The sequence below is a fragment of the Acinetobacter sp. SFD genome (genome assembly GCF_001647575.1).
GTDB lineage: Bacteria > Pseudomonadota > Gammaproteobacteria > Pseudomonadales > Moraxellaceae > Acinetobacter > Acinetobacter pecorum.
Map to the genome: position 1 here is coordinate 347065 of NZ_LSZJ01000011.1, position 17783 is coordinate 364847.

The following is a 17783-nucleotide window of genomic DNA, read 5'->3' on the forward strand; positions in this document are numbered from 1 at the left end:
TTATTATGTGTAATAAAAATTACCTTTTATCCACTATAGCATTGCCTGAACAAGATCAGCATAAGAATAATTTCCTCAACGTACATTTTTTATTTTTATACGTGAACCACTGGAAATTAAACACCATCTTGGCTGGCCATTAGGATTCTAGCCAAGAAAAAAATAATTGAATACCCCAATATTAGGAGGTTCTACAACTATTTTTCCGGTTCATTCAGATTAGGGTTGGATCGTTATTTTCCATTGGATTTTGTGAACTAAATCACAATAAACAAAAGCCAAACTTAACTCTGTTTGGCTGATAAAGTACACTAATAATATGAGAAAAAATTAATCGATATGTGATTCAAATGCTTTCAAACGTTTATAGATTGACATGAGTTCAATAATGGTAGGCCATGACAATATCAAATACTGGAAAGATTCGCGGACTTTGCCAAACACGTTCAGGATTTGCATCATCAAACCCAGCGTAATAGCACCCGCCGCAATACTTGGAAACAGAATAAATAATCCGTAAATATTGTCTAACTGCAAATACCAGATCCGCACCATATTGAAATAAGCATAATGAAAATACAGCCTGAAATAATTCCAGCGTACCCGGCTAAACAGTTCTTGTAATGTCAACGGATGTGCCCGATCAGCATAATCTTCGCCATATACCAGCTCTTTGCGATATGCTGCCTCAACTTTCTGGTTATTGAACTCCAGTCCGGGCAGTTTCATTCCTACAACCATTAAAATGATCGTACCCAATAGCGCCCAGCCGATTGAGGCCCACATTAAAGCATGTGGTATTTCTCCCACAATTGGCAAGACCTTCACGTGACTAGATAGCTGATACAAGATCGGAAGGAAGGCCATTAGTAACATAAGTGCTTCAATCAGCGAAACACTCAACTGTTCCGTAGTTTTAGCAAAACGCATGGTATCTTCCTGGATACGCTGCGATGCACCTTCAATATGGCGTAATTGCTCCCAATGCGCGGTATAATAGTTATTCATCGCAGTACGCCAGCGAAAGACGTAATGGCTAACAAAAAACAGGTTAAATACGGCCAAAGTGACATAAACTATTGCAATATAAATAAAGGTTAATGCCCCTTGATAAAGCAATGACACATCACCGCCGCCTTTGGTGAGCATCTGTTGGATCTGGTCATAAAACGGACTGTACCATTCGTTTAATACCACATTTACCTGCACTCCAAACCAGATATTAAACAGGATAAATGCCGAACCCCAGACTGACCAGCGCTGCCATGGATGTCTGGCTTTCCAGTACCAGAACAGGGCAAATATAGCAGTCGCAATGCAATACCAGAGATAGAACCAGATAAATTGGTCCGACCAGAAACGACCGATGCCTATCGTAAGTTTTTCATCAGGAGAGCCTTCAGGGAAACCCAGATAAACGCCCCATCCTGATCCGCCACTATGCCAAAGCACAAGATTAATGATAAACCACAAAATCAGACTACTAAAAAACCAGACGGGTTGTGGGAAAAATGACTTAAACATACCGACACAGCTCTCCTTATGTTTTTTGGTCATTCAAATAATCCATATTTTATTCTTATTGCGGATTTTTACTGTTATAAAGCATTATTTTTAAATTTAGTGTAAAAGACAGGAGGATACTTGTTCTCTGAAAGCTTATTTTTAGCTGTCAACTCTGCATGATAATTCTTTTTCGTATATTCTCAGTTACTACCCGCTAACTCTTCATAGTAGGGGAGTAAAAAGTACAAAGATCATAATTTTTTTGAACTTTTCCCTCTGCGCAAATTTTCTATTTTTATTATTTGTCGGGTTTCTGTAAAAAATCTAATACATCTATACTCTGAAAAAGTGGGTTGAAAATCATGTATACCGCATGTCTTCTGGAGATTCCTCTCTGAATGGCCGTATTTCTCTTTACTTAAACAAGTCATTGATCGAGTTCTCAGTTTTTTGAAGAAATGGTTAAATTTTCAAAAATCATGCTATGATTTAATTATCGAAAAGTAATCTTATTTTGGAAAAGCTATGGAAAGTTCGGTAATTGAATTACTCAAACCAGTGACGCTAAGAAAGGAAAACTGCGATCCTATTATTTTTGAAGCAGGCACTGTTTTGAAAGTTGTCATGCAGACTCCAACCAGTCTTCTGGTGAGTAATGATGATGACTTTAACTTTACAATTCCTTTAAAAGACGAAAATGAGGTCTGGAGAGAAATCTGAGTATTTCCCCTCCCCCCATGTTGATGATTGGGTTGTATCAGGTATTGGCGCTTTAATTTAAATGGTACGACCCCCAACTTAGCCTCCCTCTCATAGCTTATTCATTATTTCTTAAAACTTATTCTCTCGCTTGTAATGCCCTGCATATACTCATTCTAAAGTTATTCATTCCTTCAAAAAATATTTATGAAATTCATTTATTTATTACTAGTCAAAAATTAGAAATAGTCATTTTTTGATCTTTTTTGTTAACTTTATTTTCCTAAAAAGTCCATTGCATCACTCCTGTCTCTTTAGCACAACTTTATCCAACTGCTTTTCCTCATCTAAAGAATGAGAACTTTCAAGTTATTTATGGTCGACAAATAACAGTTTACAAACTTGCCTTTTCTCAAAATATTTATACCTTATGGTAAAATACATAGACCAGAATGAAAAAATCAACCTTGACTCTCAATTTACCAGGCTGCTTCAGCTAAATAAATTTAAAAAATTAATCTGTAAAAATTTTATAATGAAAATCTTCTTCTATGATTTATTTCAGTAAATAATCTTTTTCTAGATTATTCATTAACATATAAAATCTTTATTTTTCATAAACTTAATCAATAAACTATTTTAAATAAAAAATTTAAAAATATTAATACTTAAAAAAATAAAAATATTTAAAAATAAAATATATCCTTGAATAAATATATTTATTATCCAAACAATACTCATTATTAATATAACAGGAACAATTATTAAAATACAACAAAAAAACCATCCTATTTAAATAAAAGCATTAAAGATTCCTCTTAATCCATTTTTAAATTTAATTAAAAATAATAGCACCTCATCTAAATATTTCTAAATCTTACAAAGTAACAATATTTGTTAAAAGTGTTTCGTTTCTGCACTTAAAGCCAGACTTTTAAATGAAATATGCTATAAATTTAATTAAACCAATGACAATTCAAATGGTTTTAAATTTTAATTAAATTTAATTTCAGAGGCTTAGGTAATATTTATGTCAACTCCAAAGGCAGATCAAGACCAAGAAGATTCACTTGTAAGCCCTTTTTATATATTACCTCATATGATTTTAACCCAGCTCAAATCTTTTATTTATTCACATAAAGTAGTTTTATTTCTTGATATTGACGGGACCATTTCTGAATTTCACCCTGACCCGGAAAAAAGTATAATCAGGAACGAAACTTTAAATATCTTAAAAGAATTACAAAAATATATTAGCTTGGTATTAGTGACAGGCCGCTCAATTGCACAAGCACAAAAACTCATTTATCCATTCACCTGGAATATTGCCGGCTCTCATGGTCTAGAATTATGCTATCAGTCAAATTTAACAAATTTAGTTAATTTAAATTCTAGACAGTTTGAATTATTAAAAAACCATATTAACGAGCGATGCGTTGATTTTCCTAAGCTTCGGATAGAAATTAAAGATTATTCTATCGCCCTACATTTTCGTGAACATCCTTATTTAGAACAACAAGTACACACCTTTGCCCTAGATTGTCTCGCTCACTTTCAAGATTTTGAACTTAAGGCTGGAAAGTTTGTATTTGAACTGGTACCCAAAGGTGCAAATAAAGGTGCAGCGATCCAAAAGATTATTCAACATTATCATTTAAATGATTATTACCCCATTTTTATTGGAGATGATCTGACTGACGAAGCCGGTTTTAAGGTCATCAATACTCTTAAAGGCTGCTCCATTAAAGTCGGCCCAGGCAAAACCCTGGCACACCATCGCCTTGAAAAGGTAACCCAGGTGCAGGCTTTTCTTGCGGAATTCTTAGAAATATTGAAAGCACAACAACAATTATTATTGGAGAAATTACATGTCAAAACTCATAGTGTTATCTAATCGTGTAAATCTACCCAAGGCAGACAATACCCAGGCAGGTGGATTAGCGGTTGCTTTGCAGGATGCTTTGCATGATATAGGCGGTATCTGGGTTGGCTGGAATGGATCCCGAGTTGAACAAACGAAAGAACAGAAATTCCAAATCCTGAAACATCAGAATGTTGAATATCATACGAGCCCTTTGACCGAGTCCCAATATCAGGGTTTTTATTGCGGTTTCGCCAATAATGCATTATGGCCACTAATGCACGATCAACATCAACTGGTAGATTATCAGCCCCAAGATTTTAAAATTTATCAGGATGTTAATTTACGTTTTGCCAAACACCTGAAACAGGTGGCCTCTCCTCATGACATCATCTGGATCCATGATTACCATTTTTTAAGTGTGGCGCATTATTGTCGTAAGCTCGGCATGCGTAACCGTATTGGCTTTTTCCTGCATATTCCTTTTCCTGAACTGAGACTCTGGCAGACTTTACCTGCTTATCGCGATCTGGCCCATCATTTAGCCAATTATGATGTAGTGGGTCTACAAACTTCTCGCGATCAGGAAAATTGTCTGCAGTTCCTTGAACAGACCTTGAAAGTCCAACATCGTCATAGTGAAATATTGAATTATCAATCTCGAAAGATTCATGTGAAATGCTATCCAATTGGTGTGCATCCTGTGCAACTACAAAATCAGGCCTCAGATACCCATCTAGAAAAGCTGCCCTTTAGTCTCGACACAGCGCCGCCTTATAAAACCATCATTTCGGTTGACCGGATTGATTACAGTAAAGGCTTACTGGAAAAAATCGGATCTTTGCAGAGCCTGCTAGAAGATCAGCCAGAATTTAAAAATCAATTCCAGCAATTACAAATTGCCTGCCCATGCCGGCTGGATGTAAAAACCTACCAAAATCTGTATGAGCAATTTAAATCTGCCGTGCAGGAACTTAATACCCAGCAGGGTACAGCGGACTGGGTACCTTTTGATTGCAGCTATGACACCTTGGGGCATGAAGCCTTGATGCAACTCTATCGCAAGGCAGATATCTGCTGGGTAAATTCGATCCGGGACGGTATGAACCTGGTTGCCAAAGAATATATTGCTGCACAGGATCCTCTAGATCCCGGTATCTTGATTCTATCTAAATATGCCGGCGCTGCCGAACAAATGAGAGAAGCTTTACTGGTGGATCCATATGAACACGACAGTATGGCCAAGGCGCTGAAAAAAGCGCTACGCATGCCTAAATCAGAACGTTTAGAGCGTTATCGGTATTTAAATCAGGGCTTGAAAAACTTCGATATTATTCGCTGGCGTGATCAGTTCATTACTGACCTGAAAAACTCGCAAAGTCTGCGGATCTATCGCCCTGTGGCTACCGGAGCGTCAACCCAGTTCAGCGTAACTGCTTAAGTTTTGAGCCTAAAAAACACCAGCATTAAGCTGGTGTTTCATTTTGAAGAGGGGCAACTGCATCTCCGCCTTGGTGAACTTCTCTTGGCTCTGCAGTGAGATGATTCAAAATCGTAATACCCAACAGGCCAATCGCAATTACGCTAAATACCAGACTTAATCCAATCATTTCACTGCCAAATCCTACCAATGCTGGTCCAATCAATGAACCTGTATAAGCAAATACCGATACATAAGACAATGCTACATGTGAAGCCAAGGTTTTTTGACGTCCTGCACGGGAAAACATCAGCGGTACAATATTGGCACTACCTAAGCCTAAAATTGCATAACCTACCAATACCACCTGCCAGACTGGCGCAAACACTACTGTCAACAAACCGGTGGTCGCCAGGAGCGCACTTAATAAAATCGTATTTTTTTCACCCAACTGGTTAACAATCAAGTGTCCGCTAAAACGTCCCAGTACCATCAAGCCAGCAAAGAAACTGTAAGCTAAACCGGTTTGTGCAGCTGGTAAACTGAACTCAGTGCTCAGATAAATACCACTCCAGTCCATGGCGGCACCTTCAGAGAGGAAGGCAACAAAACAGATCAGGCCAATGCCTAAAATCGCCAAGGTCGGTGCTGCTTTTTTCACAGGCTGTTCTGGTGACAATGCTTCATCTGTCACTGTTTTAGACTCAGCACCCAAGCTAAAAGGAACAGCAATTAAGGCAATAAGCAGCAAAATGCCACTGACAATGATCGCACCGCTTAAAGGGGCCAGTCCGAATCCCATCAACATGGTCATACCCAGCACCCCCGCCAGACCACCTAGACTACATACCCCATGAAAACCGGACATTAAACTTTTACCGAGTTTTCTCTCAATCTGTGCAGCCTGCATATTGACAGTAACACCCAAAGCGCCAGCACTTGCACCAAACAAAAACAGGCTGACAGCCATCATTATATGATTTGGGCTATAAGCCAGCGCAGGGAGAATGAACATCAATGCACTCAGAATCACTGCTAAAACTGCACGGCAACCCAAGGCATTGGCCAGTCGGCCTGCCAGTGGCATAGCCAGCATCGAACCGATTCCGGCACAGAGCAATAGCAGACCGAAATCAGCATGATTTAATAACAGGCGCTGCTGTGCATATGGAATTAACGGCGCCCAAGCCGCAGTACCAAAGCCCAAGCAGAAGAAGCACAACGCAGTCGCTATTTTCTGCCATAAATATGGTGATGGAGACTGAATTCGAGAAAGCAGTGTTTGATTGAACATTGTATTACCAAAAAAGAGGGTTCAGGCATCCATTACCGAGCATCCATATAAAAACCCCACAGACTTATAGTTAAAATATATAAGTATGCAGGGCTGAATTTGTGTGAATTATAAACAGAATAATTTTAAATGGAATACTTTTTAGACACAAAATTTGAGATTTTTTACAAGTCTCTGATTGTATAAAATTTATAGTTTTATGTTTTTATTTGCATAGGCTGATCGTTTTTTTTGTAGCCTGTTTAAGCTCAAGGTTTTGTAAAAAATGGGCAAAACCTGCAGTAATTTTTGAACTGAGACGACTGCTAGTCGTGACTCTGAGCTGATTTGACCAGACAATCTGGGCGCCAGCTTCTTCTAAACGATGGATGAAGTCAACATCTTCATGACACTCCATTTGCTGAAAACCGTTAACTTTCACATAAGCTGAAGCTTTAAAACACAGGTTTGCGCCATGAATATGCCGATGCCCCATCCTGTCCTGATAATGTCTCAGGTAAGCCTGACGGGTCTTGTGACTTAAATGATCCCATTGATCCAGCTCCACCACGCCACAAATCGCATCGGTCGGTTGATGCTGTGACATGACCTGAAACCAGTCACACTGTACAAATGAATCGGCATCAGTACAGCAAATCCAGTCACAGCCCTGCCCGATCATCTGCTGAACGCCCAGATGACGCGCCTTGCCTACATTTCGAAAATCGCAGCTGATGGCCTGAATACCCATTTGCTGAACTTTAACCGCGGTATTATCGGTACAATTGTCCAGGACCACAAGAATCTGGATTTCCGGAAGATTCTCTATTGATTTAAAATATTGAAAAAAATAAAGTTGGGCTGATTTTAACGCCAGCAGGCAGCGTTCAATATAAGCTTCCTCATTACAGGCCGGAATCACCACACCGATTTTTTTCATCTTAAACCCTCCAGCTCTGCCACAGATTGCGCTGTATTTAGCCAGAGATCTACTAAAAAATCGGAGTCCTGTAAACTTAAATGATGTGTATGGTTTAAATGCGCTTTGAGATATTGATGGATATCTTCACCATTCAAACTATAGCCTGAGATGGGCGTGCGCCAATGACAGCTCAAGATACATCCCCCGGGTTCCAATGCAGTATGCAACCATGTCAGTACCTGATCCAGTGCAGTGGAGTTCAGATAATATAAAATTTCACTGACCACAATGAGCTGAAATTTCTGTTTTGGCAGGTTATCGGGCACGATACGCTGCAAAATCTGTACATGCGGATAAGTGTGTAAACGTTGCCGGGCCAACCGGATCGCAGTATCGTTAGCATCCAGACACATTAAGCTATCGGTGCGCTGCGCCAGTTCCTGACTAAAGACGCCATTGCTGCAACCAATCTCAATTGCAGATTCAAAGCGCAACAGCGGCAATAGTGCCAGACAAATCTGCCGTTTGCGCTGTTCATACCAACGCTGTTCATATTGCCAGGGATCTCCCTGATTCAGGGCATATAGAGCATCGAAATATTCCTGATCATAGGCTGCGTTACTGTTCATACAGATACACCTCCCAGGGTTGTAAAAGACGTTGTAATGCCTGTTCTGGCAGAATAGCGACTTGTTCTGTGGTAGGGTCAAGCTCGAGCTGACTCTTAAAACATCGCGCAGCTATAGACTTATATTGCAGTTCTTCTTCAGTTAATCTGAGTTGATGAGCGACGCTCCAGGGAATTCTGGTATCTCCAGGGGTTGCCCAGTGCCACGCCCAAATCAGGACCTGAATACAGGCCAAATTAAGCTCAGTCGCCAGCTGCTGGGTGACCTGCCCTGTAATTTCATGATCTGGATGCCCATCATGAACAAATGTGGTAATTAACACATCATTCGGCTGCAGATAAGATTGCAGGTGCTGCTGCAACAAATCACGCTGTTCTGCCACCTTGCCATCCTGAATGTCTAAAGCGATCCGCAGAATATTCTGTTTTAAAGGCAACCCTTCTAAAGCTGCTCGCGTTTCAGCAGGACGAATCTGGTTCAACTCTTCGGGAGTATACAGACTAGAGCCCGGATGACTGGCTGTCCCGTTGGTAACGGCAAAAAGTACAATTTGATATCCAAGTTTGTCCAGGCGCTGAATCAGACCTCCACAGCCCAAAATTTCATCATCGGGATGAGGGGCAATAATGCAGATCCTGGCATCCGTTGGAATAACCTGAGGAATATCGAATTCCGGCATCTGTTGCAAAATCTCACAGGTACGCCATTCTTCCAGCCTTGTACCTTCACCATGGATGACACGATCACCCACAATCTCATGTCTTATAATGTCCATAGTGCTTCCTCCTGTGCGCTTAATTCACCAATTCGCTCCAAATCAAATGCGGCATGACTTTGACGAATAAATACCGGAAGATCTGCTGCAAGCCGGGCAAAATGCGGATGCTCACAATACGGCGCAGCACCTAGGGCCTTCCCCACATGAGTGAGCACGTTTAAAGCCGTTGCTTCAACCTGAGCACGCAGACTGCGAATGTTTAATTCATGTGAGTATTGTGGCTGCTGATCAATTAATTCAGCAACTTGATAAAATAAGGCTTGTGTTGCTAGAAGCTCCCGACTGATTTCACCAAGATACATGGCTTTATAGGCATGCGGTTTGACCAAGAACGTCTGCCTTAAATACTCAGCCAAACGGACAGTTGCACCATACCAGCACGCAGCCACACCTGCGGCACCATGCCAGAATCCGGGCCGATCCAGATAGGCATCCGGAGCAGCGACTTTTTCCACCTCTACCCGATCCAATTCTAGCCTGGCAGTTAAAGTATGCTGCATGCCCACTGCCTGCCATGCATCCTGATAATGCTGAATGCCTTCTTGCTGCAGATCCAGAATCAGTAACTGGGATTGTTGCTGCTCATCACGATAAGTGAGCAAGCCGTGTTGCACCCAGACCGATGCAGAACACCAAGGCTTAATTCCGGTGAGATTTCCTGCTTCCAGCTTTAAAGGTCGGGGGCCACCTTCTGCTGCCCATACTGCCCATAAGCCTTTTTTCATGACTGGAATATTCAGTTCATGCAAAATGGCCAAAGCATCTAAATGCGATTCAAACAGTTTTCCCAAGCTCAGATTATTGGCTGAGACCTGGCTGAGTATTTGCCAGCGTTTTAAGGTAGCTCCAGAAGCGGGATATGGCACCTGAGCGGAAATCTCCACCAGCTCCATTAAAGTGTGGTGAATTTTTTCTTGTAGCTCCAGAGGAGAAGTTTCAAATCTTTGTAATATTGAACCGAGGTTCATGCATGCGGTTCCTCATAAAATTCGGAGAATATTTTTGTGTTTTTTAAAGTCAGTTATTTCAGTTATTGGGAAAGCTTACGCATTTGTTTCAAACGTGTAGTTAATCCTAATACCTTACGTCTTGCATTAATCTCCTCTTCATTGAAACAGAGTTGCTGCATGAGTTCAGCTAAAGGCAAATGATTATGCTCAATGAGATAAATGTCCTGTTCTCTGCTCCATTTGGCTTGCTGTACTTGTGCCAACAACTGTTTGACATCCGGTTTCACCATCTCTTCGTCCATATAAAAACCGGGAGGATAGAAGCCGGAGCCTCTATCCTCCAACATAATAGCATGGGTGGTTTAAGCAGGAATCGCTTCCGCAATTGCTTCACGCACCCAGACACGATGGTTCAGGATCAAAGTCTTGAAGCTATCTTGTACTGCTTCAAACTGTCCGTTTACCAGAGTTCCTTCATCGCTAACCAAGCGTAAGTGTTCAATCAGCTTGCCTTTATCACCCAAGAACACGATTGGTTTTAAATGCTTGTAGGCTTCCAGCAGATAATGAGTTGCCACCCCGTCTTTCATCACCACATCGTAATTGTCACCGTCAGCAATCACCACGGCATCATAGGCGATGGATGGCTCGGCTTTTTGCATACCATCGGAAGGAATCACCTCGCCTTGCAGACCCAGTACCGGACCCGGTTTTGGAGTCAGTACATCCACTACAGCCCCTTCTGATTCTGCCCAAGCTTGAACAGCTTTGATACTGGCCTCATTGGCTTTATCGTGCACCAGCAGGGCAATTTTTCGTGCTTTAATATCTTCGGGTTTGAATGCCTCGAAAGATAAGCGTGGTGAAATCTGCACATCCGGCAATGTTGCAGCTTTTTTCTCTGCCGGAATTTCAATACCCAATTGATCAGCCACTTGCTGAGCCAAGTCCAGATCAATATTGCAGAGTACTTCCAGAACTTCACGCTCACGAATATATTTGCGCTCTACCTTGCTCAGCTCAAAGACATAGGCATCGACAATGTGCTTTTGCTCATGTGGTGCCTGGCTGCGGTAGAAAAGACGGGCCTGACTAAAGTGATCGCCGAATGATTCGCTACGCTGACGGATCTTGTGTCCATCAATACGTTCCTGATAACTTTCAAAACCACCGCCTTGTGCTGCGGGCGGAGTTTCAGCCGGCCAGTTATTGTCAATCGAATTCGGCTCATAACTGGCTTGACCGGTATGTACAATACGCTGATGTAAACCGTCACGCTGGTTATTGTGGAATGGACAAACCGGCTTGTTAATTGGGATCTGGTGGAAGTTCGGACCACCTAAACGGCTAAGCTGAGTATCGGTATAGGAGAACAGACGTGCTTGTAATAATGGATCATTGGTAAAATCCAGTCCTGGCACAATATGTCCCGGACAGAATGCCACCTGCTCGGTTTCACCGAAGAAATAATCGACATTACGGTTCAGTACCATTCTGCCAATCGGCGTCACCGGCACCAGCTCTTCCGGAATAATCTTGGTTGGATCCAGCAAGTCAAAGTCATACTTCATCTCATCTTCTTCTGGAACCACCTGTACACCCAGCTCCCATTCCGGATAGTTACCGGAGGCAATCGCTTCATATAAGTCACGACGATGGAAATCCGGATCTTTACCCGCCAGTTTTTGTGCTTCATCCCAGACTAGCTGGGCGAGACCCTGTTTTGGGGTCCAGTGGAATTTAACAAAAACCGCTTTATTCTCGGCATTGATAAAACGGAAAGTATGCACACCAAAGCCTTGAATGGCTCTTAAATTACGTGGGATGCCTCGATCTGACATGGCCCACATGACCGCATGTGCAGATTCAGGAACCAATGAGACAAAATCCCAAAAAGTATCATGTGCAGTGGCACCGGTAGGAATCTCGGTCTGTGGTTCAGGCTTGACCGCATGCACGAAATCCGGGAACTTGATGCCATCCTGAATGAAAAATACTGGCGCATCATTCGCCACTAAATCGAAATTACCTTCTTCAGTATAGAACTTGGTGGCAAAACCACGAATGTCGCGCACGGTATCTGCTGATCCACGCGGTCCCTGTACGGTAGAAAAACGCACAAATACTGGTGTTTGTACGTCGGTATTGGTCAGGAAGCTAGCTTTGGTGAGTTTTTCATTCCCCGGATAAGCCTCAAAATAACCATGTGCACCAACACCACGGGCATGCACAATACGTTCAGGAATTCGTTCATGGTCGAAATGGGTAATTTTTTCCCGAAGAATGAAATCTTCGATCAAGGTGGCACCGCGAACGCCTGCCTTGAGACTGTTCTGGTTGTCGGAAATTTTAACCCCTTGATTGGTGGTGAGTGCCTGCTCGGTAGCATCACTACGATATACATCGAGCTGCTCACTTTTTTTATTGGTATTTTGTTTATCTAAACCGTCTTTTCCAGACGCAGGGCTATTGGCCTTAATTTTCATGATGTTTTTTTCCTTGCTGAGCTTAAGTTTAGTGCAGATATTTTTGTCTGTCTCAAAATCGCTTGAGCTTGTATGTCGCTTGGCTTGACCAGTTCATCTTTATCCGTAAGTTAATCGTCTACAGCTTGTCGCAGTCTCACATTTCATCTACTAAATGTACTGACTGGAAGATTTTTGACTTTTAGAGATTTGACTTGCAGAAATGCTCATTGGTTTCGCCTGTGTCCTAACATAACTGTATTTAGAAGCGAGATTTATTATTGTTTGTAGTCACTTGTTTAATTAAGGCAGTGTTGTGTTATTTTTTTATAAACTCTCGCTTTATTTATGTTTTAAATTTTCACATAAACCATTTATTTAAAATAAGATATTAGAAATACTCCAATGATGTGGGCAAGTCGGATTAAGTATAAGAATACGTGATTTTACTCATAAATCAGCACTCTAGATTATTATACTTCTGAAATGATAAAGACTTTTTAAAGCATCCATTTGCTTTAAAGAATTAACTCGTTAGCTAGTAAACGTGATCAAAATGGTCATTTTTAAATGGTTACACTCCTACGTCTCACTTATACATAATGACTAAACTTTATGTCTGCATACTCATCTAATATCTATAACTTATAACCACTTAAATCGATCTCCTCATAGAGAGATCAACTATCCAGTTATAGGGATGACCTCATCTTCTGACTCAGGTTTTTGAATCCATCCGAATTTATTCTCATACACAGTATCGCATTAAGTTTTAAGGAGTAAGAGCATGGCCTCTTCTAAAAAAGAATCTAAAGCAATGAAAATTGATATCGGGATTTCTCATGATGATCGCGCCAAAATTGTCGACGGTTTGTCTAGACTCTTAGCAGACAGTTATACCCTGTATTTGATGACTCATAATTTCCACTGGAATGTCACCGGCCCTCAGTTCAACAGTCTGCATAACATGTTTATGACACAATACACCGAACAGTGGAATGCACTGGATATTATTGCTGAACGTATCCGTGCTTTGGGTTTTGCAGCACCAGGCACCTATAAACAGTTTGTAAAACTTACTTCCATTCAGGAAGTCGAAGGTGTACCCACTGCTGACGAAATGTTGCGTTTACTCGTAGATGCACATGAAACTGTGGCACGTACCGCCAGAAGTATTTTTTCAACGATTGAAGAGGCAAATGATCAGCCGACAGCTGATATTCTTACCCAGCGTCTGGAAGTGCATGAAAAAACGGCCTGGATGCTCAGAAGCAGTCTGGAGCAATAGAGCCAGACTGAATCAAATGAGAAGCCCGGCTTATTTCACAGGATGAAGTAGATATTTAACAGAGCACCCTAAGTGCATAGGTACGCTCTAACGTTTTTATTAGTTTTATTAGTTAGATTTATTGATCCTAAGTGACTAAAGCAGCTTAAAAGAAAGCAGCCTAAATATAATGGTAAAAAGTAACCCGTTAAAATCTTAAGGATGTAGGCACTCGCCTACATCCTTTTTTAAAAATAGATTATTTCACTCTCAGCTATGGCGATCATTTTTTGAAAGCTATAAATCTGAAATATCTTTTCTCTCGCTTCAAAAAATTAGCCCTCCTGGCTCCTTGTAGTACAGCTTAATCTTGAGGAGAATTGCTTGAATCACTTTCAATCCGGCCATCGACCAGATTAATGGTACGGTCACAAGTGGCTGACAGGCGCGGATCATGCGTTACCAGAAGTACAGCACAACCACGTTCACGATGCACTTTACGAAACAGCTCAAACATGTCAGCCGCGGTCTGGGTATCCAGATTGCCTGTAGGTTCATCTGCCAATAATAATGCCGGCTCAGTGATCAAAGCTCGCGCAATGGCTACCCGCTGCTGCTGTCCTCCCGAAAGTTCATTCGGTTTACGTTCAGCAAATTTTTCCAGTCCTACTGCGGCCAGCAAATCTCGTGCGCGTTGCAATGCCTGCTGCTTCGGCTTGCCCTGCGCCATCATTAAAGGCATTAAAATATTATCCATTGCACTAAAGGCTTGGATCAGGTGATGAAACTGGAATACAAATCCGATGCTGGTGCCACGCAATGCAGTACGGGCGGCATCATCCATCGCGCTGGTAGGCTGTCCCAACAAATACAGTTCGCCACTTGTCGGTTTATCCAGCAACCCCAAAATGTTTAATAAAGTACTTTTACCAGAACCCGAAGGGCCAATGAGTGCAGCAAAGTCATTGCGATCAATGCGCAGATCAATGCCATGCAAGATCTCTACCTCATTAGGCTGGCCAATATTATAAGATTTTCGCAATGCTTCCAGACGTAGGACTTCTTCAGCTTGATTAGACATGACGAATCGCCTCCACCGGATCAAGTGCCGCTGCCCGACGTGATGGTACTGCCGCAGCCAGCACCCCTGTTAATGTCGCCAGCAATAGAGCCAGCAAGACCAGTTCAATCGAAATAGGAATATAGAATAGACCCGGACCAAAGTTGTTAAAGACCCAAACCAGACCATAACTGACCACACTTCCCAGTACCGAACCAAGCAAGCCAAAGATTGCCCCCTGAAACAAAAAAACCCTCAAAATTTGTGATTGGGTCGCACCGGTCGCTCGCAAAATTCCAATCTCCCGGGTGCGCTGTACCACACTGACAGACATGACGCTGGCAATACCGAACGCAACCGAAATCGCTACAAAGACAATAATCATATTGGTCGATAGACTTTGGGCAGTAATTGCATTCATAAGCTGCGTATTGGTTTCAATCCAGCTTTCCGTCTTCAACGAAGTCAGGCGCGCGATTTGTGCTGCAACCTGGTCTGCCTGAAAAATATCATCAATGGTCAGATCGATGACTGTTATTCCGCCCGGCAGGGAGAGCAAAGACTGTGCCTGCTTTAAATCCAGATAAACATAGCGAGCATCCAGATCACGAACCCCAAGTTCGAATATACCGGCAATATTGACCACAGCGCTGTTCTGCTGACCAGTATCCAGTCGCAGCTTGCTGCCGACCTGTACTCCCAGATCTTTGGCCAACTGACTGCCAATCAATACATCATCTGCCCCAACTCGTAACTGCCCGCTAATCAGATATTCTTTTAAGGGAATAATCTGCTGATAACGTTCCAGATTCATTCCGACCAGCGCCACCGACTCGATCGCATCACCGCGCTGAACAAAGGCAGGCCCTGACACAACCGGTGAGACAGCAGTCAACACAGGCAACTGGTCCAGGGTTTCGGTAATCTGCTGCCAGTTATTAATCGAACGCAGTCGCTGTGCCCGTTTATCTTCTTGCAACAATTGCACAGTACCCGCAGGAGGCGACACCACCTGATTGACTTCATCTGGTGACAGCAGACGGATATGGGCCTGGGTGCCTAGCGTACGTTCAATAATATTTGCTTGCAGCCCCTGAATCAAAGCAGTAATGAATACAATTACAGCCACGCCTACCGCGACACCAACAGTGATCATCAGAGATTGTGCCCGGCCCTCGCGCAAAAAACTGACCGCGATTTTCCATTCGATCCAGAGCCGCCCGAAAAAGTTTTTCAATCGAAATTCACCGGTAACTCATTTTTACTATCTGTATTATCATTAGCAGAATTCATCACGGAGGTTTTTTGCGGCTCTACCCGAACTCTAGCCCCATCCTTTAATGAAGAGTCTGCATTCACCAGCACCTGGTCACCTGCTTTCAAGCCGGAAACCACTTCTGACATGGTCAGGCCACGCAAGCCTAAACTGACCTGCCCATGCTTTATTTTCCCATCATGAATCGTAATCACCACCGCCTTATCTCCCTTGATACTGCTTAAGGCATCATTGGGAATGGCCAGTGCCCGCTCCCGTCTGGCAGTTTCGACATTGACCGAAACAGTCATATCCTGCCGAAGAAAATCAGGCACCGGATTAACAATCAATCTGACTTCTACTGTACCACGTTGCGGATCAATACTCGGTGCAATAAAGCTGATACGCGCCGGAAAGCTCTGATCCGGATACGCATCTGCAATCACAGTAGCTGTTTGCTCTAAGGCCAGTTGCGGCAGGTTCCGCTCATCCAAGGGCACCCGAATTTCCGTATTGCCATTCAAGGCCAGCGTAAATAGTGTTTGTCCAGGCTGAACCAGATCGCCAGGCTCTACATCACGTGTCAGCACCGTTCCTGCCACCGTAGAACGTATTTTTGCCTTGGCCAGTTGCGCCTGTGCCACCGCGAGCTGTTGGCGCAGTGAAGCTTCTTCAACTTGTCCGGATGCCAGGGCTTCAGCTTTCAGGCGGGCCGTTTCAAAATTGTTACGTGCTACCCTTTCTGTCTCTACCGCCTGTTCTATTTCTTCAGCCGAGAGTATGCCTACACCAGCAGCGCGTCTACGTGCTGCTTCACGGCTGGCCTGATCTAGCTGCGCTTTGGCACTGGCCAGTTCAGCCTCTGCCTGTGGGCGCTTGACCTTAGCCAAATCGGTGAGTGCCAGCTCGGCTTGCTTAACCTGGGCCAGAAGCTCATCAGATTTCAGTACCACCAACAGGTCACCCGGCTTGACTTTATCCCCCTCTTTGACTCTTGTTTCGAGAACCACCCCGGTAATTTCGCTGCCGATCTGAGTCCGTGCCACAGTCGTGACCCGCCCGCTCGCAACGACATTTTGTACCAGCGGCATGGCGCTTAAGGTATAACTAGGTACCTTTGGTCCCTGCCACCAGCGAAATAGAGCAAAAGCCAGTACCAGTATCAGCAAGACAATGATGATCAATAACTTATAACGGCCAACACGCAATTGCACATCTCCGGTTGAGGATTAAATAATTGTATATGAGTGAACAAGGTACAGGAATTTGTTTATATTCATTTAAACTTATAAAAATATTTCTAAAAACTCTAGACTATATCGCCTTTATTTTTCTTTCATGTCTCATTTTTAAGGCTGATGTGGTGAGTAAAAGCTATTTATTTTCCTAATCTAATCAAGTTTCCTATTCTCTCTTTGATACTACAACCTATGTATCTTTGAACAGTTTATTTTTTTTAATTTTTTTGAAAAGAATTATCTTTATAATGCTTTTAAAGCTATTTGTATCACTTAAAATTTCTGAGCGAATCAGAAGATTTGTATTTCCCATTCATTGATAGGACTTTGCTTCCTTTCTATCTAAATTTCACTCTACCTCTCCATTTTATTGAGGTTCTTGTTCGATGCTCATAGCTTGTTATAACCCTTATAAAAAATAGTTGAGCTACGTATCGAATCCGGTTTTATTAAATCAGGT

Annotated in this window: 15 protein-coding genes; 4 read left to right on the forward strand and 11 right to left on the reverse strand. The window is 42.4% G+C overall.

The window, feature by feature from the left end; genetic code table 11:
• Window positions 1-330: 330 nt before the first annotated feature.
• A complete protein-coding gene (gene sbmA, locus AY605_RS07035) occupies window positions 331-1524 on the reverse strand; it encodes a peptide antibiotic transporter SbmA (RefSeq protein ID WP_064095814.1) in 1194 nt (397 codons plus the stop codon).
• A gap of 507 nt (window positions 1525-2031) precedes the next feature.
• Between sbmA and AY605_RS07040 the strand changes: the two genes are divergently transcribed.
• The 3 genes from AY605_RS07040 (at window position 2032) to AY605_RS07050 (ending at window position 5507) form a co-directional block, all read left to right on the forward strand.
• On the forward strand, window positions 2032-2226 hold the full coding sequence (locus AY605_RS07040; protein WP_064095723.1) for a hypothetical protein: 195 nt from the start codon (window positions 2032-2034) through the stop codon (window positions 2224-2226).
• A 1009-nt stretch (window positions 2227-3235) separates the two neighbouring features.
• Window positions 3236-4099, forward strand: coding sequence for a trehalose-phosphatase (otsB, locus tag AY605_RS07045; RefSeq protein WP_064095724.1), 864 nt, complete (start codon window positions 3236-3238; stop codon window positions 4097-4099).
• Window positions 4074-5507, forward strand: coding sequence for an alpha,alpha-trehalose-phosphate synthase (UDP-forming) (locus tag AY605_RS07050; RefSeq protein ID WP_064095725.1), 1434 nt, complete (start codon window positions 4074-4076; stop codon window positions 5505-5507). Before otsB ends, AY605_RS07050 begins: the two co-directional genes overlap by 26 nt.
• 25 nt (window positions 5508-5532) lie before the next feature.
• On the opposite strand, the gene AY605_RS07055 is transcribed toward AY605_RS07050, so the two are convergent.
• The 7 genes from AY605_RS07055 to katE all read right to left on the reverse strand — a co-directional run bounded on the left by AY605_RS07055 (window position 5533) and on the right by katE (window position 12524).
• Window positions 5533-6780 carry an MFS transporter gene (locus AY605_RS07055; RefSeq protein WP_064095726.1) on the reverse strand — a complete coding sequence of 416 codons (1248 nt, stop codon included), beginning with the start codon at window positions 6778-6780 and terminating at the stop codon, window positions 5533-5535.
• Between the two features lie 205 nt (window positions 6781-6985).
• Window positions 6986-7699, reverse strand: a complete 714-nt coding sequence (locus AY605_RS07060; RefSeq protein WP_064095727.1) for a glycosyltransferase — start codon at window positions 7697-7699, stop codon at window positions 6986-6988.
• Window positions 7696-8310: a class I SAM-dependent DNA methyltransferase gene (locus tag AY605_RS07065; protein WP_064095728.1), complete on the reverse strand. Its 615-nt coding sequence runs from the start codon at window positions 8308-8310 to the stop codon at window positions 7696-7698. Before AY605_RS07065 ends, AY605_RS07060 begins: the two co-directional genes overlap by 4 nt.
• Window positions 8300-9085: a PIG-L deacetylase family protein gene (locus AY605_RS07070; RefSeq protein ID WP_064095729.1), complete on the reverse strand. Its 786-nt coding sequence runs from the start codon at window positions 9083-9085 to the stop codon at window positions 8300-8302. Before AY605_RS07070 ends, AY605_RS07065 begins: the two co-directional genes overlap by 11 nt.
• Window positions 9073-10056 (reverse strand): hypothetical protein, encoded by a 984-nt coding sequence (locus AY605_RS07075; protein ID WP_064095730.1) that lies wholly within the window; start codon window positions 10054-10056, stop codon window positions 9073-9075. Before AY605_RS07075 ends, AY605_RS07070 begins: the two co-directional genes overlap by 13 nt.
• Before the next feature lie 62 nt (window positions 10057-10118).
• A complete protein-coding gene (locus AY605_RS07080) occupies window positions 10119-10328 on the reverse strand; it encodes a hypothetical protein (RefSeq protein WP_064095815.1) in 210 nt (69 codons plus the stop codon).
• 72 nt (window positions 10329-10400) lie between these two features.
• Entirely contained in the window at window positions 10401-12524 is a 2124-nt protein-coding gene (katE, locus tag AY605_RS07085; RefSeq protein ID WP_064095731.1) for a catalase HPII, read from the reverse strand.
• Between the two features lie 766 nt (window positions 12525-13290).
• Between katE and AY605_RS07090 the strand changes: the two genes are divergently transcribed.
• Entirely contained in the window at window positions 13291-13791 is a 501-nt protein-coding gene (locus AY605_RS07090; protein WP_064095732.1) for a Dps family protein, read from the forward strand.
• A 343-nt stretch (window positions 13792-14134) separates the two neighbouring features.
• Here AY605_RS07090 and AY605_RS07095 read toward each other — a convergent pair whose 3' ends face one another.
• From AY605_RS07095 to AY605_RS07105, 3 genes are read right to left on the reverse strand one after another with little or no spacing between them, the layout of a single operon-like run.
• Complete coding sequence (locus AY605_RS07095) at window positions 14135-14851, reverse strand: ABC transporter ATP-binding protein (protein WP_064095733.1); 717 nt, start codon at window positions 14849-14851, stop codon at window positions 14135-14137.
• Entirely contained in the window at window positions 14844-16067 is a 1224-nt protein-coding gene (locus AY605_RS07100; RefSeq protein WP_064095734.1) for an ABC transporter permease, read from the reverse strand. The genes AY605_RS07095 and AY605_RS07100 overlap by 8 nt, the downstream gene beginning before the upstream one ends.
• The gene (locus AY605_RS07105; protein WP_064095735.1) at window positions 16064-17293 is read right to left on the reverse strand and encodes an efflux RND transporter periplasmic adaptor subunit; all 1230 of its coding nucleotides are present in this window, start codon (window positions 17291-17293) and stop codon (window positions 16064-16066) included. The genes AY605_RS07100 and AY605_RS07105 overlap by 4 nt, the downstream gene beginning before the upstream one ends.
• Window positions 17294-17783: the final 490 nt, after the last annotated feature.